The 20,080-nt window shown below is 74.6% G+C and carries 25 protein-coding genes; 9 read left to right on the top strand and 16 right to left on the bottom strand.

Going from position 1 to position 20,080, the window contains the following annotated elements; all coding sequences use genetic code 11:
• Nucleotides 1-29: 29 nt before the first annotated feature.
• Nucleotides 30-611 carry a dihydroxyacetone kinase subunit DhaL gene (gene dhaL, locus ACH4FX_RS13175; protein WP_398478414.1) on the top strand — a complete coding sequence of 194 codons (582 nt, stop codon included), beginning with the start codon at nt 30-32 and terminating at the stop codon, nt 609-611.
• Nucleotides 608-1,024, top strand: coding sequence for a PTS-dependent dihydroxyacetone kinase phosphotransferase subunit DhaM (locus ACH4FX_RS13170; protein WP_398478182.1), 417 nt, complete (start codon nt 608-610; stop codon nt 1,022-1,024). The genes dhaL and ACH4FX_RS13170 overlap by 4 nt, the downstream gene beginning before the upstream one ends.
• 123 nt (nt 1,025-1,147) lie before the next feature.
• Here the strand turns inward: ACH4FX_RS13170 and ACH4FX_RS13165 are convergent, their stop codons facing one another.
• The 7 genes from ACH4FX_RS13165 to ACH4FX_RS13135 form a co-directional block, all read right to left on the bottom strand.
• A complete protein-coding gene (locus ACH4FX_RS13165) occupies nt 1,148-3,025 on the bottom strand; it encodes a complex I subunit 5 family protein (protein ID WP_398478180.1) in 1,878 nt (625 codons plus the stop codon).
• Between the two features lie 32 nt (nt 3,026-3,057).
• The gene (locus ACH4FX_RS13160) at nt 3,058-3,405 is read right to left on the bottom strand and encodes a sodium:proton antiporter (protein ID WP_398478178.1); all 348 of its coding nucleotides are present in this window, start codon (nt 3,403-3,405) and stop codon (nt 3,058-3,060) included.
• Nucleotides 3,402-4,193, bottom strand: a complete 792-nt coding sequence (locus ACH4FX_RS13155) for an MnhB domain-containing protein (RefSeq protein WP_398478177.1) — start codon at nt 4,191-4,193, stop codon at nt 3,402-3,404. Before ACH4FX_RS13155 ends, ACH4FX_RS13160 begins: the two co-directional genes overlap by 4 nt.
• Nucleotides 4,190-4,507 carry a DUF4040 domain-containing protein gene (locus ACH4FX_RS13150; RefSeq protein WP_398478175.1) on the bottom strand — a complete coding sequence of 106 codons (318 nt, stop codon included), beginning with the start codon at nt 4,505-4,507 and terminating at the stop codon, nt 4,190-4,192. The genes ACH4FX_RS13155 and ACH4FX_RS13150 overlap by 4 nt, the downstream gene beginning before the upstream one ends.
• Nucleotides 4,500-4,988 carry an MrpF/PhaF family protein gene (locus ACH4FX_RS13145; RefSeq protein WP_398478173.1) on the bottom strand — a complete coding sequence of 163 codons (489 nt, stop codon included), beginning with the start codon at nt 4,986-4,988 and terminating at the stop codon, nt 4,500-4,502. Before ACH4FX_RS13145 ends, ACH4FX_RS13150 begins: the two co-directional genes overlap by 8 nt.
• A complete protein-coding gene (locus ACH4FX_RS13140) occupies nt 4,985-5,215 on the bottom strand; it encodes a hypothetical protein (protein WP_398478171.1) in 231 nt (76 codons plus the stop codon). Before ACH4FX_RS13140 ends, ACH4FX_RS13145 begins: the two co-directional genes overlap by 4 nt.
• 151 nt (nt 5,216-5,366) lie before the next feature.
• A complete protein-coding gene (locus ACH4FX_RS13135; RefSeq protein WP_398478169.1) occupies nt 5,367-5,726 on the bottom strand; it encodes an ArsR/SmtB family transcription factor in 360 nt (119 codons plus the stop codon).
• A 159-nt stretch (nt 5,727-5,885) separates the two neighbouring features.
• Here ACH4FX_RS13135 and ACH4FX_RS13130 point away from each other — a divergent pair, with 159 nt between their 5' ends.
• Nucleotides 5,886-6,272, top strand: a complete 387-nt coding sequence (locus ACH4FX_RS13130) for a nuclear transport factor 2 family protein (protein WP_398478167.1) — start codon at nt 5,886-5,888, stop codon at nt 6,270-6,272.
• Here ACH4FX_RS13130 and ACH4FX_RS13125 read toward each other — a convergent pair.
• Nucleotides 6,230-7,939: a CocE/NonD family hydrolase gene (locus tag ACH4FX_RS13125; RefSeq protein ID WP_398478165.1), complete on the bottom strand. Its 1,710-nt coding sequence runs from the start codon at nt 7,937-7,939 to the stop codon at nt 6,230-6,232. The two genes, ACH4FX_RS13130 and ACH4FX_RS13125, sit on opposite strands and share 43 nt — an antisense overlap.
• Before the next feature lie 112 nt (nt 7,940-8,051).
• Here ACH4FX_RS13125 and ACH4FX_RS13120 point away from each other — a divergent pair, with 112 nt between their 5' ends.
• Entirely contained in the window at nt 8,052-8,777 is a 726-nt protein-coding gene (locus tag ACH4FX_RS13120; protein WP_398478163.1) for a TetR/AcrR family transcriptional regulator C-terminal domain-containing protein, read from the top strand.
• Nucleotides 8,778-9,008: 231 nt separating this feature from the next.
• Nucleotides 9,009-9,596 carry an AAA family ATPase gene (locus tag ACH4FX_RS13115; protein WP_398478161.1) on the top strand — a complete coding sequence of 196 codons (588 nt, stop codon included), beginning with the start codon at nt 9,009-9,011 and terminating at the stop codon, nt 9,594-9,596.
• A gap of 108 nt (nt 9,597-9,704) precedes the next feature.
• Here the strand turns inward: ACH4FX_RS13115 and ACH4FX_RS13110 are convergent, their stop codons facing one another.
• Together ACH4FX_RS13110 and ACH4FX_RS13105 are read right to left on the bottom strand one after the other, a co-directional pair.
• Nucleotides 9,705-10,436: a helix-turn-helix domain-containing protein gene (locus ACH4FX_RS13110; protein ID WP_398478159.1), complete on the bottom strand. Its 732-nt coding sequence runs from the start codon at nt 10,434-10,436 to the stop codon at nt 9,705-9,707.
• A 292-nt stretch (nt 10,437-10,728) separates the two neighbouring features.
• Entirely contained in the window at nt 10,729-11,169 is a 441-nt protein-coding gene (locus ACH4FX_RS13105; RefSeq protein ID WP_398478158.1) for a hypothetical protein, read from the bottom strand.
• Nucleotides 11,170-11,410: 241 nt separating this feature from the next.
• Here ACH4FX_RS13105 and ACH4FX_RS13100 point away from each other — a divergent pair, with 241 nt between their 5' ends.
• The 3 genes from ACH4FX_RS13100 to ACH4FX_RS13090 all read left to right on the top strand — a co-directional run bounded on the left by ACH4FX_RS13100 (nt 11,411) and on the right by ACH4FX_RS13090 (nt 12,852).
• Complete coding sequence (locus tag ACH4FX_RS13100; RefSeq protein WP_398478156.1) at nt 11,411-11,926, top strand: DUF5949 family protein; 516 nt, start codon at nt 11,411-11,413, stop codon at nt 11,924-11,926.
• Nucleotides 11,927-12,062: 136 nt separating this feature from the next.
• On the top strand, nt 12,063-12,263 hold the full coding sequence (locus ACH4FX_RS13095; protein WP_398478154.1) for an antitoxin: 201 nt from the start codon (nt 12,063-12,065) through the stop codon (nt 12,261-12,263).
• Nucleotides 12,264-12,498: 235 nt separating this feature from the next.
• Entirely contained in the window at nt 12,499-12,852 is a 354-nt protein-coding gene (locus ACH4FX_RS13090; protein WP_398478152.1) for an STAS domain-containing protein, read from the top strand.
• A 37-nt stretch (nt 12,853-12,889) separates the two neighbouring features.
• On the opposite strand, the gene ACH4FX_RS13085 is transcribed toward ACH4FX_RS13090, so the two are convergent.
• The 5 genes from ACH4FX_RS13085 to ACH4FX_RS13065 all read right to left on the bottom strand — a co-directional run bounded on the left by ACH4FX_RS13085 (nt 12,890) and on the right by ACH4FX_RS13065 (nt 18,595).
• Nucleotides 12,890-14,425 (bottom strand): aldehyde dehydrogenase family protein, encoded by a 1,536-nt coding sequence (locus tag ACH4FX_RS13085; RefSeq protein ID WP_398478150.1) that lies wholly within the window; start codon nt 14,423-14,425, stop codon nt 12,890-12,892.
• Between the two features lie 76 nt (nt 14,426-14,501).
• Entirely contained in the window at nt 14,502-15,905 is a 1,404-nt protein-coding gene (locus ACH4FX_RS13080; RefSeq protein WP_398478148.1) for a 2-oxoadipate dioxygenase/decarboxylase family protein, read from the bottom strand.
• A 24-nt stretch (nt 15,906-15,929) separates the two neighbouring features.
• Nucleotides 15,930-17,171: an NAD(P)/FAD-dependent oxidoreductase gene (locus ACH4FX_RS13075; RefSeq protein WP_398478146.1), complete on the bottom strand. Its 1,242-nt coding sequence runs from the start codon at nt 17,169-17,171 to the stop codon at nt 15,930-15,932.
• Between the two features lie 123 nt (nt 17,172-17,294).
• Complete coding sequence (locus ACH4FX_RS13070; protein ID WP_398478144.1) at nt 17,295-18,011, bottom strand: hypothetical protein; 717 nt, start codon at nt 18,009-18,011, stop codon at nt 17,295-17,297.
• Nucleotides 18,012-18,013: 2 nt separating this feature from the next.
• Nucleotides 18,014-18,595: an RNA polymerase sigma factor gene (locus ACH4FX_RS13065; RefSeq protein WP_398478143.1), complete on the bottom strand. Its 582-nt coding sequence runs from the start codon at nt 18,593-18,595 to the stop codon at nt 18,014-18,016.
• A 361-nt stretch (nt 18,596-18,956) separates the two neighbouring features.
• Here ACH4FX_RS13065 and ACH4FX_RS13060 point away from each other — a divergent pair, with 361 nt between their 5' ends.
• Nucleotides 18,957-19,781 carry an SAM-dependent methyltransferase gene (locus ACH4FX_RS13060; protein ID WP_398478141.1) on the top strand — a complete coding sequence of 275 codons (825 nt, stop codon included), beginning with the start codon at nt 18,957-18,959 and terminating at the stop codon, nt 19,779-19,781.
• Between the two features lie 12 nt (nt 19,782-19,793).
• Here ACH4FX_RS13060 and ACH4FX_RS13055 read toward each other — a convergent pair whose 3' ends face one another.
• Nucleotides 19,794-19,991, bottom strand: a complete 198-nt coding sequence (locus tag ACH4FX_RS13055) for a hypothetical protein (RefSeq protein ID WP_398478139.1) — start codon at nt 19,989-19,991, stop codon at nt 19,794-19,796.
• Nucleotides 19,992-20,080: the final 89 nt, after the last annotated feature.

The raw sequence follows: 20,080 nt of genomic DNA, 5'->3' as shown, positions 1-20,080 counted from the left end.
CCTTGGACGCCGGGTTCTTCCTGCGGTGGATGGCGGCGGCCGCCGCCTCCGTGGACCGGGAAGCGGCCCGTCTCACCGACCTCGACTCGGCCATCGGCGACGCCGATCACGGCAGCAACCTCCAGCGCGGCTTCGCGGCCGTCGTCAAGACGCTCGAAGCCGAGCCGCCGGGGACGCCGGGTACCGTGCTGACGACGGCCGGACGGCAGCTGATCTCCACGGTGGGCGGCGCGTCCGGCCCGCTGTACGGGACGCTGCTGCGGCGTACGGGCAAGGCACTCGGTGACGCCGCTCAGGTCGGCGTCGGAGAGCTGCGTACGGCGTTGCGCGCCGGGGTGGACGCGGTGGCGCAGCTGGGCGGTTCGGCGCCCGGTGACGCGACCATGCTCGACGCGCTCGACCCGGCCGTCGAGGCGCTGGCCACCTCGTTCCGGGCCGCCGCCGAGGCCGCCGGGCAGGGTGCGGAGGCCACCGTGCCGCTCCAGGCCCGCAAGGGGCGGGCGAGCTATCTGGGCGAGCGCAGCATCGGTCACCAGGATCCGGGCGCGACCTCGTCCGCCCTGCTGTTCGCCGCGCTGGCGGCGGTCGCGGACGAGGAGGGGGCGAAGTGAGCGGCGCGGACTCCTCGTACGTGGGCATCGTGCTGGTGTCGCACAGCGGACCGGTGGCCGAGTCGGTGGCGCAGCTGGCCGTGGGCCTGGCGGGCGGCGGCGGCAAGGCGCCGGTGGCCGCCGCGGGCGGTACGCCGGACGGCGGTCTCGGGACCAGCGCGGAGCTGATCACGGAAGCGGCGCGGAAGGTGGACGGCGGCGCGGGTGTCGCCGTCCTCGTGGACCTGGGCAGCGCCGTGCTGACCGTCAAGGCGCTGCTCGCCGAGGGGGATGAACTGCCCGAGGGCACACGGCTGGTGGACGCGCCGTTCGTCGAGGGCGCGGTGGCCGCCGTGGTCACCGCGTCGACCGGGGCGGGTCTGGACGCGGTGGCGGCTGCTGCCGGAGAGGCGTACTCCTACCGGAAGGAGTGAGTACCGGCCGCCCTCGGCCGGGCAGGTACCGGGCGGACTGTCCCCGGCCCGCCCCTCCCCGGCCGGCCTGACCCCGGCCCCACCGCCCCCGCCCCGCTGCGGACGCCCCTTCGTAGGCCCCCCTCACCAGAGCCCCGGCAGCACCAGCGCCGCCACGAGCACCATGCCCGCCAGCACGCAGGCGACGTAATCGCCGATGTGCCCGGAGTGCAGGCGGCGTACGGGTGCGGCCCAGCGGGCGGGTTCGGCCGGGCCCTGGGGGCGGCGTACGGCCCACCAGGCCAGGCCGCAGGCCAGGGCGGTGGACAGCAGACCGAGGGCCACGCCTACCGGGGACCAGTGCGGTCCGGGCACCGGTACGGGGGCGGCCGACGGGGTGTGCAGGACGGCGGCTGCGTAGCCCGCCCGGTCGAGGAAGGCGTCCGCGGCCCGGCCGACCGCCGCGTGCAGGCCCGGTACGACGCCGACGGCGAGCGCCCCCGCCAGCAGCACGACCGGCACGGCCAGCATGGTGTCCGGGACCCGGCTCAGCCGGCCGGCGGTTTCCGGCTGTTCGTCCTTGCCGCTGGTCTCGTCCGCGCGGCCGCTCACCGCCGTGTCGGTGGCCTCCGGCCGTACGCCCAGGCCCAGGAAGACCCGTGCCACGGCGCGCAGCACCGCGCCCCCGGTGACCGCCGACACGATCACGAACACGGCGGCCGGCCAGCCTCCCGCCGCTTCCTCGGTGACGGCCTTGCCCAGGCCCGTGCCGAACGGCGGCAGCCCGGCCAGGGCCAGTCCGCCGGCCGCGCAGACGACGCCGACCAGGGGCAGTTCCCGGCCGCGGCCGTGCAGTTCGAGTTCGTCGACGCTGCGGAAGCGGTCGAGGAGGATGCCCATGGCGGCGAACAGCGCGGCCTTGACGCCCGCGTGCCCGAGGACGTACAGGGCCGTGCCGCTCGCGCCTTCCGGTGTCAGGACCGCGAGTCCGATCAGGAACAGGCCGGTGTGCGCGACGGTGGAGAACGCCAGCAGCCGTTTGAGGTGGCGCTGCTGCCAGCACATGAGCGCGCCGACCAGGGCGGTGAGCGTACCGAGGGCGAGCAGCATGCGGTGGGCGTCGGCCGTGGGGATGCCGCCGGGGCCCGCGAAGACGGTCCAGTAGACGCGGGCCGTGCCGTACACGCCCAGTTCGACCATGACGCCGGACAGCAGCATGCACACCGGGGTGGGCGCGACCGCGTGCGCGTCCGGGAGCCAGAAGTGGAACGGCACCACCGCGGCCTTGACCAGCAGTCCGGTCAGGACGAGGACGAAGGCGGTCAGCACGAGGAGGTCGGTGCCGCCGGAGGGGCCGCCGGAGGACGCGCCCGGGTGGGCGGCCAGCCCGGCGCCGATCTGGGCGAAGCCGAGTTCCCCGGTGCGCCCGTACAGCAGGCCGACGCCGAGCAGGGTGGCGTAGCCGCCGAGGGAGTTGACGACGCCGAAGGTGAGCGCGCCCTGCACGGCGCGCGCCCCTTCGACGCGGTAGCCGGTGAGCGCGTACGCGACGACGCCCATCAGCTCGAAGAAGACGAACGCGTTGAAGAGGTCGCCGGTGAGCGCGAAGCCGCACATGGCCGCCTGGAAGATCAGGACGAGGGCGGGGAAGGTACCCGCCTGGCGGTGCGGCGGCTCGTCGAAGTACCGCCAGGAGTACGCGAGGACGGCGACGACCAGGAGCGAGGCGACGGCGACCAGGCCGACGCCGATCCGGTCGCCCACCAGGACGATGCCGACGCCCGCCCCGCCCTTCGGGTGCCAGCCGCCCAGCCATTCGACGGCCCGGCCGCCCGGCCCGCCCGCCGACGGCCCGCGCAGCAGGACGGACAGGGCGAGGAGCGCCGTGCCCGCCGCGAAGCCGGTGCCCGCGGTCTCGGCGGCCCGGCGCGGCAGCCGGCGGCCCGCCGCCACCAGGAACGCGGCGCCGAGCAGCGGGACGGCCACGATCAGGGGCAGGGTGGCGGCAGGGGTGAGCGTCATGCCCGCGGCGGTCGTGAGGTGGCCCGCCGCCGTCACCCGCGCAGCTCCGAGAGTTCGTCCGGGTCGACGGTGCCGTGCCGTTTGCCGACCTGGACGACGAGGGCCAGCAGCAGCGCGGTGACCGTGGCGCCCACCACCACGTCGGTGAGGGTCAGCGCCTGGACGACGGGGTCGACGACGGGCCGGGTGCCGGGCTCCAGGTCGGAGAAGACCGGAGCGGTGCCGCCGTCCCGGTAGCCGACGGCGAGCAGCAGGACGTACGTGGACGCCTGGCAGACGGCGAGGCAGCCGACGGCGTGGATCAGATTGCGGCTGGTGGCCAGCCCGTAGCAGCCGATCAGGAAGATCCAGCCGGCGACGAGATACGGCAGCGCGGTCATACCGGCTCCTCCTCGGGCGGGGTGTCGTGGCGCGGTGTCCGGCCGGAGCGGGCGCGGTCGTCCGCGTCCACGATCTCCACCGCCTGGTCGAGGAAGGAGGCCAGCAGCACCACGACGCCGCCGGCCACCTCCACCCCGATGGCGGCGTTGAGCAGTGGCACCGTGCCGCCCGAGGCGAGCGTGCCGAAGGTGCCGTGCGGGAGGAAGTTGGCCAGGTAGGCGGTCCCGGCGACCAGGCCGGCGGCGCCCATCAGGAGGTAGGCGGCCTCCCCCGCCGCGTCCGCCATCGCGTACAGGCCGACCGGTCTGATCCGTTCGAGCGCGCGGTAGTCCACGGCGATGTAGAGCAGGTGCAGGGCCGTCGCGACGACCACCCCGCCCTGGAAGCCGCCGCCGGGGCTGAGCTGGCCGTGTGCGATGACGTACAGGCCGATGAGCAGGGTCACCGGGAGCGCGACGAGCGCGTAGCGGCGTACGGGCGGGGCGACGCGCGCCGGTTCGGGCCGTACGCGGTGCTCGTCCCTGGTCTGGCGGAGCAGCACGACGGTGCCGAGCGCCGCGCAGAACAGGATCGATTCCTCGCCCAGCGTGTCGAACGCCCGCTGGTCGAAGGTGACCGCCGCGACGGCGTTGGCGGTGTGCCGGGCGAGCGCGGCCTCGACGGCCCGGTCTCCATAGGGGTGCCGGTCGCCGCCGAAACCGGGCAGTTCGAGGCTCGCCGCGAACAGCAGGGCGGCCAGGCCCAGGCCGCCGATGGCCAGCACCCACATCCGGACGCGCCTGCTCATCGGCGTCCCTCCGGGCCCGCGTCCCCGGTCCCGTCCCGGCCGCCGCCCCCGGCCTTGCGGTGGCTGCCGCCCTCCTGCCCCTTGCGCCGTACCTTCCGTACGGAGAGCAGCAGCATCAGCGGGGTGAGGGCGGAGCCGACCGCGAGTTGGGACAGGGCGGCGTCCGGCGCCTGGAGGACGGCGAACAGGAGGGCGAGGGCCAGGCCGAGGAGGGCCAGGACGGTCGCCTGCCGCACCGGGTCGCGGTTCAGTACGGCGGCGGTGGCGGCCGCCGCGACCAGCGCCAGGGCCAGCACGACCAGTACGTCAGCCACCGGCCGCACCGCCCTTCTCACCGGTGGCGGGCCGACCGGACAGCGCGCGCGTGGACACGACGTTCCCGCCGATCAGCAGCGCGCCGATGACCAGAAGCTTGACCATCGCACGGCCCGGCCCGGTCGCCACGCACAGCGGCAGCACCACGAGCGGTACGGCGGTCACGACGAGCGGTGTCATGGCGCGGTCGAGGACGCGGGCGGAGCGGCCGCGCGCCGGCCGCTCGGCCAGTTCGCCGGCGAGGAGCCGGGCGTAGACGAGCGTCCCGGCGGGACCGAGGACCGCGAGGACCAGGGCGAGATCGACGTACGAGGGGCGCGCGTAGCCCTGTGCGAGCAGCAGCATGACCATGCAGCCGGCCGGCGTCGCGAGGTTCTGCGCCAGGACGCGGCGCCGCACGGGGCCGCTCGCCGCGCCCCACACGGTGGGCGCGAAGCCGGCCACGAGCAGGAGCGCGGCGGCCGGCAGCCAGCCGTTCACCGCGGCCGGCCGTCCGCCGGGCGCCGCCGTCCGGCACCGGTGGCCGCCGCCCTGCGGGCCGCGCGCGCGGCGAACGCGCCGAGCAGCGCCGCCGCCGCGCCGACCAGGCACTCCAGCAGGTCCGGGCTGCTGATGAGCACCAGCCACAGCCCGGCCAGCACGGCCCACCAGCCGGCCAGTTCGAGGGTCGTCACCGCCGCGCCGGGCGGCTTCGCGGCACCGGACATGCGCTCACCTCCGGCCTCGCCCGTACCCGGCCGTCAGGCTCTCATGCGGCACTCCCCGGCCGGACGAACCGCGCCGGGCGGACCATCCGGACGGTGCACCGGCGGTACGGCGCGTGGGCCGCGGGCCCCGCGCGGCATCCGGCCGGGCCCGCTAGACCGGGCTCTCCTCGACCGCCGCCACCTCGTCGGCCGCCGCCACCTCGGGATCGTCACCGGCGGCGGCCAGCACCACGTCCAGCAGTCCGGGGAAACGTGCCTCCAGGTCTTCGCGCCGCAGGTGCATCAGGAGGCGGCGGCCCTCCCGCCGTTGGTGGAGCACGCCGCTCTCGCGCAGCACGCGCCAGTGGTGGCTGGCGGTGGACTTCGACACCTCGGGCAGCAGTTCCCCGCAGGAGCGCTCGGCTCCGTGGGCGAGGCGGTGCACGATGCGCAGCCGGATCGGATGCGCGAACGCCTCCAGGACATCCGCGATGCGTAGTTCGGCGCGGTCGGGGTGACTCAGTACAGCCATGCCCCGAGCGTACGCGGACGGACCGGCACCCGGCCGTGTTCCCACCCCCCTCACGTGACCCGCCCGCACCATTACGCTACTGTTCTAGAACATACGAACTGTCGAGGCGGGCCGTATGCAACCGGCCTGCCCGTGCCACGCTCGCAAAGGAGTCCGCACATGACCGTCTACGAGGACAACTACTCCCTCGGCAAGCAGTTCCACGCCGCGCTCGCCACCGCCGACTGGGACGCGATCCGCTCCCTGCTGCACGAGGACGCGGTGTGGGAGCTGCCCGGCGACAACGCGATCTCCGGTGCCGCGCGCGGTGCGGACGAGGTCGTCGAGCGCGCCCGCAAGATCGCCGGGTACGGCGTGAACTTCGCCCTGCTGCACATCCTCGTCAGCCGCCGCAACATGGCCCTGTCCCTGCACAACACCGCACAGCGCGGCGACCTCGTCCTGGACGAGCACCTGTCCACGGTGTGCACCGTGCGCGACGGCAGGATCGCGGCCATCGAGACCTACCTGTCCGACGTGGACGGCATGAACGCCTTCTTCGTCTGACGCCCCGTCCCGGGCTCCGCCCGCGGCAGGACCAGCGCCGACGGGTGGTGCAGGGCGATCTCGGCCGGCACCAGCCGGGTGGCCGTCGCCAACGGCTCGCCCGTACCGGTGTTGCGGGCGAAGCGCGGGTGGGCGCCGCCGCTGATCTGGAGGCGGATGCGGTGCCCGGCGGCGAACGAGTGGGCGGTGGGGCTCATCGCCACCGTCACGTCCGCCGGGCCCGGGGCGGCGGGGTCCAGGCGCCGTATCCCGTCGCAGACGTTGACGGAGCGGCCCCGCTCGTCCACGTCGCAGAGCCGGGCGAACACGTCGGCGTGCCCGGTGCCGGTGCCGACCCGCAGTTCCACGGCGACCGTGCCGAGAACCTCGGCGGGCCCGGTGAGCGGCGGGGTGGTGAAGGTCAGTACGTCGTCCCGGGCTTCCAGGTCGGCGTTGTCACGGGGGCCGGCCGTCCGGGACAGCGTCGGGCCGCCGACGGACGGCGTGGGGTCGGCCGGGTCGTACCGGAAGGACGGCAGCGGGGACGCCGCAGCCTCGGGAGCCCGGGCACTCAGCCCGCCGTCACCCGCGAGGTACCAGCGGTGCTCCGCCGCGGCCGGCGGCCAGTCGGGCAGGTCGTGCCACTCCCGACGGCCGCCCACGTGCACACGGACCCGCTGCTCGCGCAGGCCGGACGGGTCGTCGCACAGGTGGGCCCGCAGCCAGGCGAGGCTCTCGGCGAAGACCACGGGCCAGCCCTGCTGCATCGCGGAGTTGTGCGTCCAGGGGCCGACGAGCAGGGCGGTGTCGCAGCCGGCGCGGCGCAGCCGGCCGTACTGCTGCACCGTCTGGTCGAGGCACACATCGTGCCAGCCGGTGATCAGGCTGGTCGGCACGGCCGGGCGCGCCGCCGCGGCGCCCACGTCCGCGCCCCGCCAGTACGGGTCGTCCGGGTCGGGCCGGGCCATCGCCTCGTCCAGGAACGGCACCCGGCCGCCCAGCCCGGGCACGTATGCCTCGCCGAGCGGCAGCGTGCGGGTGATGCCGCGCAAATGGCGCTGCAACCGCAGCGCGGCGCGCGCGAAGGCCAGGGTGCCCCGGCCGTAGTGCATCCGGCCGACGGCGGAGATCACGGCGCTTTCCAGGGCGAACGGGCCCGAGGGGTAAAAGAAGCCGTGCAGGTCGTGCAGCCCGACCTGGACCACCATGGCGCGCAGTTCCGGCGGCGGATCGGCGGCGAGGGCCCACTGGGCGTACCCGAGCGCGCTGGGTCCGATCGTCCCGAGGACGCCGGTGAACCAGGGCTGCTCGCGCAGCCATGCGACGGCCGCCCGGCCGTCGGCGGCCTCGTGCTGCCACAGGGCGTACTCCCCGCCCGACCCTCCGGTGCCGCGCGCGCTCTGCAGGACGACGTGGAAGCCCTGTTCGGCGAAGAGCACGCCGAACATCGGCGCCCACGGGATGCCCCGGCCGTACGGCGAGCGGACCAGCAGCGTGGGGAAGTCTCCGTCCGCGCGGGGAAAGTAATGGTCGGTCAGCAGCGGGCTGCCGTCGGCCGCGGGCACCACGAGCCCCTGCTCGCAGGCGACGTCGTACCGCTTGGGCGGCATGCCGCGCAGGGTGCGCCGGACGGCCCGGACGCGCAGGGGCGGCTTCTTGGCGGTGGAGGGGTACGTCGCCGTGGTCACGGTGCCTCGATTCCTGGTGCGGACCGGTCCGTTCCGCGGCCGGCGCATTTCCCGTACGTCGTACGACAATAGCGGATGGTTGGATGGACGCGGACAGCGAGGAGAGGTTGCCGTGACCCGTACAGGCACATCGGGCCGTGCTGCCGGGGTGGATCCCGAGGCACTCTGGGCCCCGGCCGCACGCCCGCGGCGGGGGCGCCCGCCGGCCCACAGCCGCGCCGGGATCACCGCCGCGGCGGTCGCCCTCGCCGACGCCGAAGGGCTCGGCGCCGTCACGATGCGCGCGGTCGCGGCCCGGATCGGCGCCGGCACGATGTCGCTCTACAGCTACGTCCCCAACAAGGAGACGCTGCTGGAGCTGATGATCGACGAGATGAGCGGCGGCCACCGGCTGCCGGAGCCGTCCGGCGACTGGCGCGCGGACCTGCGGCACCTCTTCCACGAGCAGCGCGCGATCATGCTGCGCCACCCCTGGCTGCCCGCCGCGCTGCCCGCGCGGCGGACCTTCGGCCCGAACACCCTCGCCGCCCTGGAGTACGCGCTGACCGTCCTCGCCCCGGCCGGACTGGACGCCCGGGCCGGGCTGGAGGTCTTCGGCCTGCTGTCCGGCTTCGTGGCCAGTCACGTCACGCACGAACTCGCCCAGGAACAGGCGGCCGACGGCACCGGCGACGCGTTCCACCAGGCCCAGGCCCGCTACCTGCGCTCCCCCGCCGTCACGGCCGCCCACCCGACGGTCGCCCGGGCCCTGGCCGCCCCGGACGGCCCGGCCTCACCCGACGCCACCTTCGACCGCCTCCTCAACCGCATGATCGACGGGCTGACGGCGACGGCCTGACGGCGACGGCTCCGCTCCGGCGGTCCGACGGCCGCGCCTTCGCGCCGCGGCCCGCAGCAACGGCCGGGCCGGGCGGCGGGGCGACGCCGGGACGCGCCCGGCACCGAAGAGCACCGGGGAGCCGCCGACGGCTGCCGCGGCATGATCGCCCGGCGCTACGATGCCCCGGCGGTGCGGCCCCTACGGCGTCGCACCGCCGAACCGCCCCTCCTGCGGAAAGGCAGTCGACCCATGACCGCACACCCCACCGGAACCGCGCCCGCCGTGCCCCAGGGGCCGTGGCTCGGCCCGGGAGTCGTCGTGCTGACCGGCATCCAGGCGGCCGGGAAGTCCACCGTGGCGCAGGCGCTCGCCGAGCGGCTGGAGCGCTCCGTGCATCTGCGCGGGGACACCTTCCGGCGGATGGTGGTCCGGGGTCGGGCGGAGATGACGCCGGACGCCGGCGAGACGGCCCTCGCCCAGCTGCGGCTGCGGCACCGCCTCACGGCCGCCTGCGCCGACCAGTACGCCCAGGCCGGGTTCACCGTGATCGCCCAGGACATCCTGCTCGGCGAGCACCTGACCGAGATGGCCGAGCACATCCGGACCCGCCCGCTCGCGGTGGTCGTGCTGGCCCCCGACCCGTCGGCGGTCGAACGGCGGGAGGCGGGCCGGTCGAAGACGGCCTACGGGCCCGAGTGGGGCGTGCGCGACCTCGACACCGCGCTGCGCGAGCACACCCCGCCGATCGGACTGTGGCTGGACACCACGGACCAGACCGTCGAGCAGACCGTGGACGAGATCCTCACCCGCGCCTGGACGGAAGGCGCCATCGCCTGAACCGGCCGCTCGTCCGGACCGGCCGCGGCCCGGACCGCGGGCGGCAGGACGGCAGGCGGGACGCCCGGCAGCGCGACAGGCCGGGCAGCGGTCGGGGGCGACCGCCGTTCACGTCTGCTGTCCGGTGCTCCCGGAGGACTGGCTCTGCCGCCACTGCTCCATGGTCTTCCGGAGGGCCTCGCTCACGAGGTGGAGGAATGCGACGGAGGACGCGAAGCGTCCGCCCGCCGGCGTCGCCTCCCCGAGGACCTCGGCTCCGCGCCGTGACGCGGCCATCAGGGCTTCGTTCATCTGCAAGGCCGCGTCCAGGGACCGGAGCCAGACCTCATCGTCGACGACATAGCGCTCGCGACGCGCGCCGGGGACGCGTTCCCGCCTGAGCAGCCCCTGCTGTTCGAGGAAGGTGACGGCGTGGGAGACGGACGCCGGGCTGATGCCGAGCCGCTGGACCAGGTCGGCGGCGGTGAGGGTGCCGGAGTCGGTGACGAGCAGGCAGGCCAGCACCCTGGCCGTCATCCGGGGCAGGCCCTGCTGAGCGAGGAGAACGGTGAAGGACTCCACGAAGTCCTGGACCGCCCGCGGATCGCGCCCGTCCCCGCCGTCGGCGCCCGGCGGCACCGGAGACCGGACCGTCTGCTTGCGCCGGCGCGCCCGGTGCCGGGTGGCCTCGTGCGCCTGATCCGCCCGGTAGTCGGCGGGGCCGCCGTTGCGGGCGACCTCCCGCATGACGGTCGAGGCGGGCCGCCCCAGGCGCCGGGCGATCTCCGTATATCCGAGCCCCTCGGCCAGTCCCGCGGCGATCTGCCGGCGGTCCTCATCGGTGAGCCTGCCTCCGGGCATCGGTACGCGTCTCCTGTCTGCCGGTCTGCACGGGGTCCGGCGCCCACGCACCCGCTGCACAGTATGCGTTCGCATGGACCCCATTGCAATCGTCCGCCGGTCACGAAGGACGTATCCGGCATCTCACTCATTGCCACGTAGGCCAGCAACTTACAGCACAGGCGGGCCTGGACGCACCAGCACCCGTTGAGCGGACAATGAACGCAATCTGATGCCTCAGCGCGCAATTCAGGGATTCCTGAATATCGGTGAGGGTGCCGTGGCGCCGCGCCAGTGACCTTGGGCGGCCGGGTCAGTAGCCCTTCGGCGGCCGGGTCGGGTCGGCCTGCTGGACCCGCTCCGCGAAGTTCGAGCCGGACTCGTTGACGTCGTACCGGTCGCGGACGTACCCGATGGTCGCGCTCATGCACGCCACCACGTCGTACGGCGTCCGGGCCGTACCGCAGAGGTGGTACGCCGCGAAGGTCGGCGGGATGCACTGGGTGGCGCCGCGCGAGCAGTTGCGCGGGTGGCCGTCCGGCATGACCGGGCCCCAGGCGTTGCCGTCGGTGGTGTTCACCCGCCAGCGCGGGTGGTTGTACGCGGACTCCCGCCGCGCGATGGTGACCAGCGCCGGTACGCCGTACCGCGGGTCCATGCCGGTCAGTTCGCACGCCACCCGGGCGTACTCCCCCATGGCCTCCTTGCCCGACGCGTCGTCGGGGTCGTGGTACTCCACCTCGCACAGCTCCATCGGCCCCCGCTCCCCTCCGCCGCCGGGTCTGCCCTCATGGTGCCCGCCCGCCCGGCGCACCAACCGGTGCGCCGGGCCGGGGGCGCAGCCCGGCCGGGGCGTCGCCACAGCCGTACGGAGCCGGTGCCGTCGCCGGTACGGGTGAGCGGCCGGGTCTCGTTCGGCTGGGATGCCACAGAGGCTCCTCCGACCGGGTGAAGCACGCGCACGACGGCTCCTGGAGGTCACTAAGGTGCCCGCCATGACCACATCCCAGACCACCACCGGCAACATTCCGCACAGCCAGCTGGGCACGCTCATGATGATCGGGTGGAGTGGCGCCCACCCCGAGGACGGTCACGATGTGCCCTTCCTGCTCGCCTACTCCCTCGGCGACGGCAAGGACGGCCCGGAGGCCGGGTCGGAGGCGATGGGCAAGCTGCTCGGCCAGGCCGGGCTGCTGGTCGGCGGTGAGCTCCAGGACGCCTCCCGCACCCCCGGCCTGCCGCTGACGCTGATCGTCGAGGCCGGGCAGGCGGTGCTGACGCTGCCGTGGTTCAGCGCCCAGTGCCCGGTGCCGCCGGAGTGGCTGGCGGCGGCCGACCACCGCAAGCAGGTGTACGGCATGTTCGCCACCCGGCCGTGGCCGGAGGCGCGGCCGGGCGGTCCGGTCAGCGAGGACATGCTGCGGGCCTACGCGGGCGACGAGGCCGTGATCAAGAGTTCCGCGCACTGCCTCATGCCCGTACGCAGCCTGCGGGGCTCCACCTCGGCCTAGGGCGCGCCGGCGCTCCGCCGTCCCGGCCCTGCCGTACCGGTCCTCCCCGTACGGCCGCGCGCCACCCCGGATGCGGATCCGTTCGCAGGCGGTGACCCTGGAGACATGGGGGCGACAGTGGCGAGGAGGACGACTCATGTCCATGTTGGACAAGCTCAAGCAGATGCTGAAGGGCCACGAGGAGCAGGCCGGCAAGGGCATCGACAAGGGCGGTGACATGCTCGACGAGAAGACCCAGGGCAAGTACAGCGGCCAGGTCGACACGGCCCAGGACAAGCTCAGACAGCAGCTCGGCAACGATCAGGGCCGGGGCCAGGACCAGCCGCCGCAGTCCTGACCCTGATCATGCGCGGTCCCGGGCCGGGCGCCACCTGTCAGGGCGCCCGGCCCGGCCGCTGGTCGCCGTCCGGCCCACTCGTCAAGAGGCAGGGCACACCTCCACCCGATCGAGGGACGCAACCTTGCCTGATCGATTCTCCTCGGACGCCTCCCGCTACCGTTTTTCCGCACCCCGGTCCCCGGTGCCAACAGCGAGAAGCCGCTCTGCGGCCTGCGCAACCGGTGGGGGCGACATGGTGGAACGCACCGTCGATACGGCATTGCACACATACACGGTCGGTGACCAGTTCGTACTGGCACTCCAGGGCGAGCTGGACCTGGCGATGGCGCTGTCCCTGCAGCCCGCCATCGGCGAGGCGCTGCCGCCCAAGCCCGGCACCGTCGTCGTGAACCTGTGCCAGGTCACCTTCATGGACTGCAGCGGCCTGGCCCTGCTCTGCCGGCTCCGCGAGCGGGTGACCGACCGCGGGGGCCGGCTGGTGCTGCTGAGCCCGCGCCCCGTGGTCCGCCGCCTGCTGCGGCTGGCGCCGCTCGACGAGCGCTTCGCCGTCATCGACCGGCTGCTGCCCGCCCGTACGCTCAACTGAGGCCCGCGCCGGTCCCCACGGAATCCGGCGGGCCGGATCAGCCGAAGGTGACGCCCTGGGCGAGCGGCAGGGCGTCCGAGTAGTTCACGGTGGTGGTGACCCGGCGCATGTACGAGCGCCAGGCGTCCGAGCCCGACTCCCGCCCGCCGCCGGTCTCCTTCTCCCCGCCGAACGCGCCGCCGATCTCCGCGCCCGAGGTACCGATGTTGACGTTGGCGATGCCGCAGTCGGAGCCGTCGGCGGCCAGGAAGCGTTCGGCCTCCCGCTGGTCCCGGGTGAAGATGCTGGACGACAGGCCCTGCGGCACGCCGTTGTGCAGCGCGACGGCCTCCTCGAAGGTGCGGTAGGTCAGCACGTACAGGATGGGCGCGAAGGTCTCCGCGCGGACGATGCCGGACTGCTCCGGCATCCGTACGACCGCCGGGCGGACATAGGCCGCGTCCGGTACCTGGTCGGTGAGGTGCAGGTCGCCGCCGGTCAGCACGGTGCCGCCGACGGCCCGCGCGGCGTCCAGGGCCTTGACCATGGCGGCATGGGCGGCCGGGCCGATCAGCGGGCCGACGAGGGTGGCGGCGTCGAAGGGGTTGCCGACCGGCAGGCGGTCGTAGGCGTGCACGATCTTCTCCGTCAGCCGGTCCGCGACGTCCTCGTGGACGATCAGCCGGCGCAGCGTCGTGCAGCGCTGGCCCGCGGTGCCGGCGGCGGAGAAGACGATGCCGCGTACGGCGAGGTCGAGGTCGGCGGACGGGGTGACCACGGCGGCGTTGTTGCCGCCGAGTTCGAGCAGGCAGCGGCCGAAGCGGGCGGCCACCCGCGGCCCGACCTCGCGCCCCATCCGCACCGATCCGGTGGCGCTGAGCAGCGCGACGCGCGGGTCGTCGGCGAGCAGCGCGCCCGTCTCCCGACCGCCGAGCAGCAGCCGGTGCACCGCGGCCGGCGCGCCCGTGTCGGCGATCGCGCGGGCCAGCAGGGCGTCGCAGGCCAGTGCGGTCAGCGGGGTCTGCTCGGAGGGCTTCCACACGACCGGGTCGCCGCAGACCAGGGCGATGGCGGTGTTCCAGGACCAGACGGCGACCGGGAAGTTGAAGGCGGACAGCACGCCGGTCACGCCGAGCGGGTGCCAGGTCTCCGCGAGGCGGTGGCCGGGGCGTTCACAGGCCATCGTGCGTCCGTAGAGCTGGCGGGAGAGCCCGACCGCGAAGTCGCAGACGTCGGTCATCTCCCGTACCTCGCCGAGCGCCTCGGAGCGGATCTTGCCGGCCTCGACGGTGACCAGGTCGGCGAGGGCGTCCTGATGTGCGGTGAGGAGTTCCCCCAGCCGCTTGACCAGCGCGCCGCGCCGGGGCGCGGGGACGGTGCGCCACTCGTGGAACGCCGCTTCGGCCGCGCCGACCGCGGCGTCCGCCGCTTCGCCGGTGGCGGCGGGCAGCCGGTACAGGACGCCCCCGGTGAGCGGCGTGCGGGCGGTGATCCCGGTGCCTTCCGGGACGGTCTCGACGCCGCAGCGGCGCAGCCGGTCGGCGGCCAGGTCACGGAGTTCGTCGGTGGTGGGGAGCGGGGCGGGGGTGCTCACGGCGGGGTGGCTCCTTCGGTCGCGGATGGTGGGGGGGGACGCGGTGGTCGGAAGGGAACAGGACAGGGGGAACGGGTCAGGAGGAACACAGGTTGCGGCGGGCTTCGTCCGCGCCCAGGGCGTCCAGGGCGTGCCGCAGGGAGGCGTCCTGCTGGGCCGCGTAGAGGGTGAAGGGGTCGTGCACGGGGCGTCCGATGACTTCGGCGAGCCGGTGATCGTCGTACGGCGTACCGGTGCGGGCCGCGTCCCGGGTGCCCTGCTCCGTCAGGTTGGAGCGGAAGATCCCGGCGGCCGATCGGGGCAGGAAGTCCTCGTAGACGATCGGGCGGGCGGTCAGCCAGCCCTGGTCCAGCAGCCCGGCCAGATCGGCGGGCGGGCGCCGCCCGTCGCGCGGGCGCGCGGCGGCCGGGGCGTACGTGAAGTAGCCGAGCCCCTCGACGGCCAGGCGGTGTTCCGTGCGCGGGAAACCGGCCTCCCAGAGGGCGCGGGCCACGTCCTGGCGGGTGCGGGCGCCGGGCCCGGCCGCGGCGAGCCGCCGGTCCGTCTCCGTGGTGAGCGCGTCGTAGCGGGCGCGGCCCGCGCGGCTCAGCGCGGTGCCGCGCGCTTCGACCTCGCCGAAACGGACGCGCAGCGCGCCGGTGGTGATGGTGCCGTCCGGTTCGCGGAAGGTGCGGGCCTCGTCCAGGGCGCGGAACGAGGTCTGCCGCAGCAGGACGTCGGGCCCGTCCCAGCGGGGCGGTCCCTGGATCTCGTCGATCATGGTGATGCCGCGGTCCGCCATCCGGCGGTAGAGCGCGTCGATGTCCAGCACACGCGGGGTGAGGTGGTTGATGTGGGTGCTGGTGACGCCGCCGATGTCGGCGGCGACCGCGGAGATCCGGGCGAGTTCGGTGTACCAGGCGCGGTCGATGGGCTCCGGGGACAGTTCGAAGGCGGCGACCGCCAGTGTCAGGAAGCGTTCCGCCTGTTCCGGTTCGAGACCGCCCTCGCGTTCGGCGCGCTCGGCGAGGGTGAGCAGTTCCGGCGGGAAGAGGGTGCGGCGGTCCAGGAAGGATTCCAGCCGGGCCTGGAGGCCGGCGTCGAAGAACCGGCGGTCGGCGGTGGTGAGCAGGGAGGTGAAGACGCGGAACGGGTTGCGGTCCAGGTTCGCGGGCTCGACGGGCCGGAAGGCGGTGGAGACCACCGGGACCGCGCTGGTGGTGGCGTCCCGCAGGTCGTAGAAGCCCACCGGGTGCATGCCCAGGGCGGCGAAGACCTGTGCGGCCTGGCGCAGTTCGCGGGGCGTGCCGACGCGGATGGCGCCGTGCCGCTCCACGGCGACCCTCCCGACCGCCCGGCGGGCGTCCGGATCGCGCCGCGTCACCGCGTCGTTCACCTCGCCCGTCACCTCCAGGAGCGTGGTGTAGACGGGGACTTCGGCGCCGTACATGTCGGACAGCCGGCGGGCGAAGGCGGCGCGGAGCCGCCAGGCAGGGATCATGATTCCTCCGGGCCCTGACGGGCGTCAGATGATGTGGGCCTCCGGGCGGGTGCCGTCGTGGCCCGCGCCCTCCTCCCCCGCGTCCGCCGTCCGGCCGTCGAACCGGCCGGCCGCCAGCGGACCGGCGTCGAGGAACGGTTCCCGGCCCAGGTAGAGGTCGCGGATCAGCTCCCCCACCGCGGGCGCCTGGAGGAAGCCGTGGCCGGAGAACCCGGTGGCGTACAGGAAGCGGTGCACGTCGGCCGCTTCGCCGATGAGCGCGTTGTTGTCGGGGGTGGTCTCGTACAGGCCGGCCCAGCCGTGCCGGACCGGTACGCCGGCCAGGGCGGGTGCCCGGCGGCCGACGGCCTCGCGGAAGGGTTCGAGCCATTCCCGGCTGAAGTCCCGGGCGAAGCCCGGTTCCTGGCGCGGGTCCGACATGCCCAGCAGCAGCCCGTCCGCGCCGTCGTTGTGGAAGTAGGCGGTGGAGGCGTGGTCGAGGGTGAAGGGGATGCGGGGCGGCGGCGGGTCCAGCGGCCCGGTCAGGGCGATCTGGCGGCGCAGCGGGGTGACCGGCAGCCGTACGCCGGCCATCGCGCCGACCTCCTGCGACCAGGCGCCCGCGCAGCAGATCACCGTGCCGGTGTGCACGGTGCCGTGCGGGGTCCGGACCGCGCCGAGGGTGCCGCCGCGGGTGTCGATCGCGGTGACGGGGCAGTGGGTGCGGACGGCCGCGCCGCGCCGGACGGCGGCGCGCAGGTAGCCCGTCACCGCGGCCTCCGGGAGCGCGTAGCCGTCGGTGGGGCAGTGGGCGGCGGCGACGATGCCGTCCGGGTCCAGATACGGGCACAGCGCGGCGGCCTCGGCCGGGCCGATGATCCGGCTGGGCACCCCGAGCGCGTTCTGCACCGCCACGCTGTCCTCGAAGAGGGCGCGTTCGGTGTCGTCACCGAGGAGGAAGAGGTATCCCACGCTCGCCAGCCCGATGTCCGCCCCGGGTCGTGTGCCGAACGCCCGCCACGCCTCCAGGCTGCGCAGGCCGATCCGGATGTTGAGCGGGTCGGAGAACTGCGCGCGGACACCGCCGATCGGCTTGCCCGAGGAGCCGGCCGCGGGCCGGTCGCGCTCCAGCAGCAGGACACCTCCCACCCCGGCCTCCGCCAGGTGGAACGCGATGCTCGCGCCGATGATCCCGCCGCCGACGATCACGACGTCGGCGCGGTCCGGGACGGGAACGGGGTCGGGGGCCGGGTGCGGGCCGGGGTCCGTGGCCGTGCGTCGCTCCATGCGAGGCGCCTTCCGCCGGGTGCCGGGACGTGTGGTGCCGTTGGTTCCGATGGTGACGGTCCGGGTCCGCCGCGTCCATGCGCCGTCCGCCCGGCCGGTCCTTTCCGGTCGCGACGCGCCGGGTCACCGGCCGAGGTCCTCCACGAGCGTCGGCGACGGGTGGGGGATCTCGCCGTAGTCCTCGTCGTCGTCCACGACGGCGAGCCGGTTGATGACGTTCTCCAGTACGGCGGGCAGGGTGGGTGCCAGGCCGCTGTGCCACTGGACGAGCAGGGCGTGCCGGGCGGCGTCCGGCAGCAGTTGCCGGCCGTCGGGGGCGGCGGGCGGCGGCGGTTCCTCGTCGGGATCGTGGGCGGCCTGCGTACGCCAGTAGGCGGCGTCGCGGAACTCGCCGTGCCGCCGGTGGGAGAGGTACAGGCAGTAGGCCGCGGTACGGCTGCCGCCGCCGGCGCCGAACCGCCACCAGAAGTCGGCGGCCTCGGCGCGCCCGGTGATGTGCAGCAGGCAGGCGAAGACCAGGGCGCCCTCGGGGTCGATCCGGTGGTCGTTGACCAGCCGGGCCAGGCTGTCCGCCGCCGCCGCGGCGTTGACCACCAGGGCGCAGGCCAGGTCGAGTTCGTGGGTGGCCTCGTCGTGGGCGCTCGGGTAGGCGGTGGGCGCCGGGGCGCCGGGGCGCGGCTCGGCCGGATACGCGGCGCCGGACTCCTCGAACGTGTCTCCGGCCAGCCGGTCGCGGGCCGCCGCGGTGTCGTAGGAGCCGTACGACTCGGCGAGTACCTCGGCGGCTGCGGCCAGCAGGGATTCTATGGTGTCCCGGCCGGCCCGGCGGGTGTGCGGCATGGTCACTTTCCCTTCGTGGGGCACGGTTCGATGCCCAGTGCGGCGGCGAGCCGGCGCTTGCCCCGGCTCGCGTGCGAGCGGACGGTGGCCTCGTCGACACCGAGCAGGGCGGCTATCTGGTCGTCGGAGTAGCCGACGACATGGCGCAGCACGATCACGTCGCACTGCCGCTCGGGCAGCCGGGCGATCGCCTCGTACAGGCCGAGCTGGCTCTCCAGCAGCGCGAACTGCTGCTGGCACTCGCGCAGCAGGGCGCGGGTGACCACGGCGAAGGCGGCGCTCTGCGTGAGCGCCGTGGCGCGCCGGTGCGCGCCGAGCCAGTCCACCACGGTCTCCTTGAGGACGGCCCACGCGTAGGAGTCCACCGAGGACTGTTTGAGCGCGTACGGCCAGCACAGCCGTAATCGCCGGTAGGCGGCGCCGGTGACCTCCAGGGCCGCCTCCTCGCTGCCGGTGTGCAGATAGGCGTAGGCCAGCCATTTGCGGTAGTGGGTCTCGTGGAACGCCTCGAAGGCGACGGCCAGCCGGCGGCCGGCCCGCCGCAGCGGGTCGTCGGCCGCGGACGGCAGCCGGTCGCGGGTCATGGGCGCCCCTGCGCGCCGTGGCGCCCGGGGCCGAGGGGGCGGACCGCGGCGGTCGGCGGCAGGGGGCTGTCCCGGTACGTGCGCACGTGAAGTCCTCGTTCCGTTTCGTCGCGGTCCGGGAGCCCGGCAGGCCCCGGCGATCGGCGGGAGGGCGGGAACCCTCCCTTCCAATGAACCGGAAAACCCGCCCCGTTGTGGCACCGACCGCCAAGAAATCTCGCGGTGCGCGTTCATGTGATTACTTGGGCCGATCAGCGGTGCCGGGCCCGCGCAGCGTGCGGCACGGCCGGGCGCATGACCGCGAACGCGGCGGGTAAGGCTCCGTCGCGGCCGGGCAGCCGCACAGGAGAGGCGGAGCGCGATGAGCGAGCGGCACGGCGGACCGGTGGTGGACCTCCAACTGGACCGGGCCCACTCGGCCCGTATCTACGACTACATGCTCGGCGGCAAGACCAACTTCCTCGCCGACCGGACCGCCGCGGGCAAGGTGCTCGCCGTCTTCCCCGCGGCGCTGGTCGCCGCGCGGATCAACCGGGAGTTCATGCAGCGCTCCACGCGCGACCTCGCGCGGGCGGGACTGCGCCAGTTCCTGGACATCGGTACGGGCATCCCCACCCCGCCCAACCTCCACGAGATCGCCCAGGACATCGCGCCGGACGCCCGCGTGGTCTACACGGACAACGACCCGATCGTGCTGGCCCACGCCGCGGCGCTGCTGCGCAGCACGCCGCAGGGGCGGACCACCTACCTCCAGGCGGATGTCACCGAACCGGCCGCCATCGTCACCGCGCCCCAGGTCCGGGACACCCTCGACCTGCGCCGCCCGGTCGCGCTGAGCCTCAACGCGCTGATGCACTTCGTGCCCGACGGGGGGCGGCAGCGGGCGCACGAGGTGGTGGCGGAGCTCAAGGCCGCGCTGCCCAGCGGCAGCGCGCTGGCCATGAGCCACGCCACGGCCGACTTCGCCCCCGAGGCGATGGCCCGGATCGCGGAGATCTACGCGGCGGCCGGGACGACGGTGACGTTCCGTACGAAGGCCGAGTTCGCCCGGTTCTTCGACGGCTGGGAGCTGTGGGAGCCCGGTATCACCCTGTCGCACCAGTGGCGGCCCGCCGACCCGGGTGACGCCACCCACGTCACGGACGCCGAGGCCGGCTGTTACGCGGCCGTGGCGCGCAAGCCCTGACGCCGGCGCCCGCTATTTGCCGCCGTCCTGGACCGTGAACATGGGCGGCGGCTGCACGTCGTGGACGTGCGGCAGTTGGGAGACCAGTTCCGCCGTCATCGCGGTGGTCTCGGCGAGGACGCGCGGAATCTCCACGGCCTGTGCGGTGGTCTGGGCCGTGGTGGCGGCCGAGCCCGTCAGCAGGGCCACTGCGGCAATCTTCTTGATCATGCCCTGCACAACGAGGACTCCGGCGCACGGGTCACCCCGCCGTCCGCACCAGGGCACGGACGGCGGGGTGCGGGCGGGGCCCGACGGCG

It is taken from the genome of Streptomyces sp. NPDC018019 (assembly GCF_044327805.1).
In the GTDB taxonomy this organism is placed as follows: Bacteria; Actinomycetota; Actinomycetes; order Streptomycetales; family Streptomycetaceae; genus Streptomyces.
The sequence above is the reverse complement of the archived record's forward strand: the minus strand, read 5'-3'. Positions and strand labels throughout refer to the sequence as shown.

Excerpts from the sequence above, each read along its gene's own strand:
- ACH4FX_RS13095 (WP_398478154.1), top strand. The coding sequence starts at position 12,063 with ATGTCCATGTTGGACAAGCTCAAGCAGATGCTGAAGGGCCACGAGGAG.
- ACH4FX_RS13130 (WP_398478167.1), top strand. The coding sequence starts at position 5,886 with ATGACCGTCTACGAGGACAACTACTCCCTCGGCAAGCAGTTCCACGCC.
- ACH4FX_RS13165 (WP_398478180.1), bottom strand. The coding sequence starts at position 3,025 with ATGACGCTCACCCCTGCCGCCACCCTGCCCCTGATCGTGGCCGTCCCG.
- ACH4FX_RS13110 (WP_398478159.1), bottom strand. The coding sequence starts at position 10,436 with ATGCCCGGAGGCAGGCTCACCGATGAGGACCGCCGGCAGATCGCCGCG.
- ACH4FX_RS13070 (WP_398478144.1), bottom strand. The coding sequence starts at position 18,011 with ATGCCGCACACCCGCCGGGCCGGCCGGGACACCATAGAATCCCTGCTG.
- ACH4FX_RS13065 (WP_398478143.1), bottom strand. The coding sequence starts at position 18,595 with ATGACCCGCGACCGGCTGCCGTCCGCGGCCGACGACCCGCTGCGGCGG.
- ACH4FX_RS13105 (WP_398478158.1), bottom strand. The coding sequence starts at position 11,169 with ATGGAGCTGTGCGAGGTGGAGTACCACGACCCCGACGACGCGTCGGGC.
- ACH4FX_RS13055 (WP_398478139.1), bottom strand. The coding sequence starts at position 19,991 with ATGATCAAGAAGATTGCCGCAGTGGCCCTGCTGACGGGCTCGGCCGCC.
- dhaL (WP_398478414.1), top strand. The coding sequence starts at position 30 with ATGGCGGCGGCCGCCGCCTCCGTGGACCGGGAAGCGGCCCGTCTCACC.
- ACH4FX_RS13155 (WP_398478177.1), bottom strand. The coding sequence starts at position 4,193 with ATGAGCAGGCGCGTCCGGATGTGGGTGCTGGCCATCGGCGGCCTGGGC.
- ACH4FX_RS13080 (WP_398478148.1), bottom strand. The coding sequence starts at position 15,905 with ATGATCCCTGCCTGGCGGCTCCGCGCCGCCTTCGCCCGCCGGCTGTCC.
- ACH4FX_RS13115 (WP_398478161.1), top strand. The coding sequence starts at position 9,009 with ATGACCGCACACCCCACCGGAACCGCGCCCGCCGTGCCCCAGGGGCCG.
- ACH4FX_RS13135 (WP_398478169.1), bottom strand. The coding sequence starts at position 5,726 with ATGGCTGTACTGAGTCACCCCGACCGCGCCGAACTACGCATCGCGGAT.
- ACH4FX_RS13160 (WP_398478178.1), bottom strand. The coding sequence starts at position 3,405 with ATGACCGCGCTGCCGTATCTCGTCGCCGGCTGGATCTTCCTGATCGGC.
- ACH4FX_RS13140 (WP_398478171.1), bottom strand. The coding sequence starts at position 5,215 with ATGTCCGGTGCCGCGAAGCCGCCCGGCGCGGCGGTGACGACCCTCGAA.
- ACH4FX_RS13090 (WP_398478152.1), top strand. The coding sequence starts at position 12,499 with ATGGTGGAACGCACCGTCGATACGGCATTGCACACATACACGGTCGGT.
- ACH4FX_RS13100 (WP_398478156.1), top strand. The coding sequence starts at position 11,411 with ATGACCACATCCCAGACCACCACCGGCAACATTCCGCACAGCCAGCTG.
- ACH4FX_RS13075 (WP_398478146.1), bottom strand. The coding sequence starts at position 17,171 with ATGGAGCGACGCACGGCCACGGACCCCGGCCCGCACCCGGCCCCCGAC.
- ACH4FX_RS13060 (WP_398478141.1), top strand. The coding sequence starts at position 18,957 with ATGAGCGAGCGGCACGGCGGACCGGTGGTGGACCTCCAACTGGACCGG.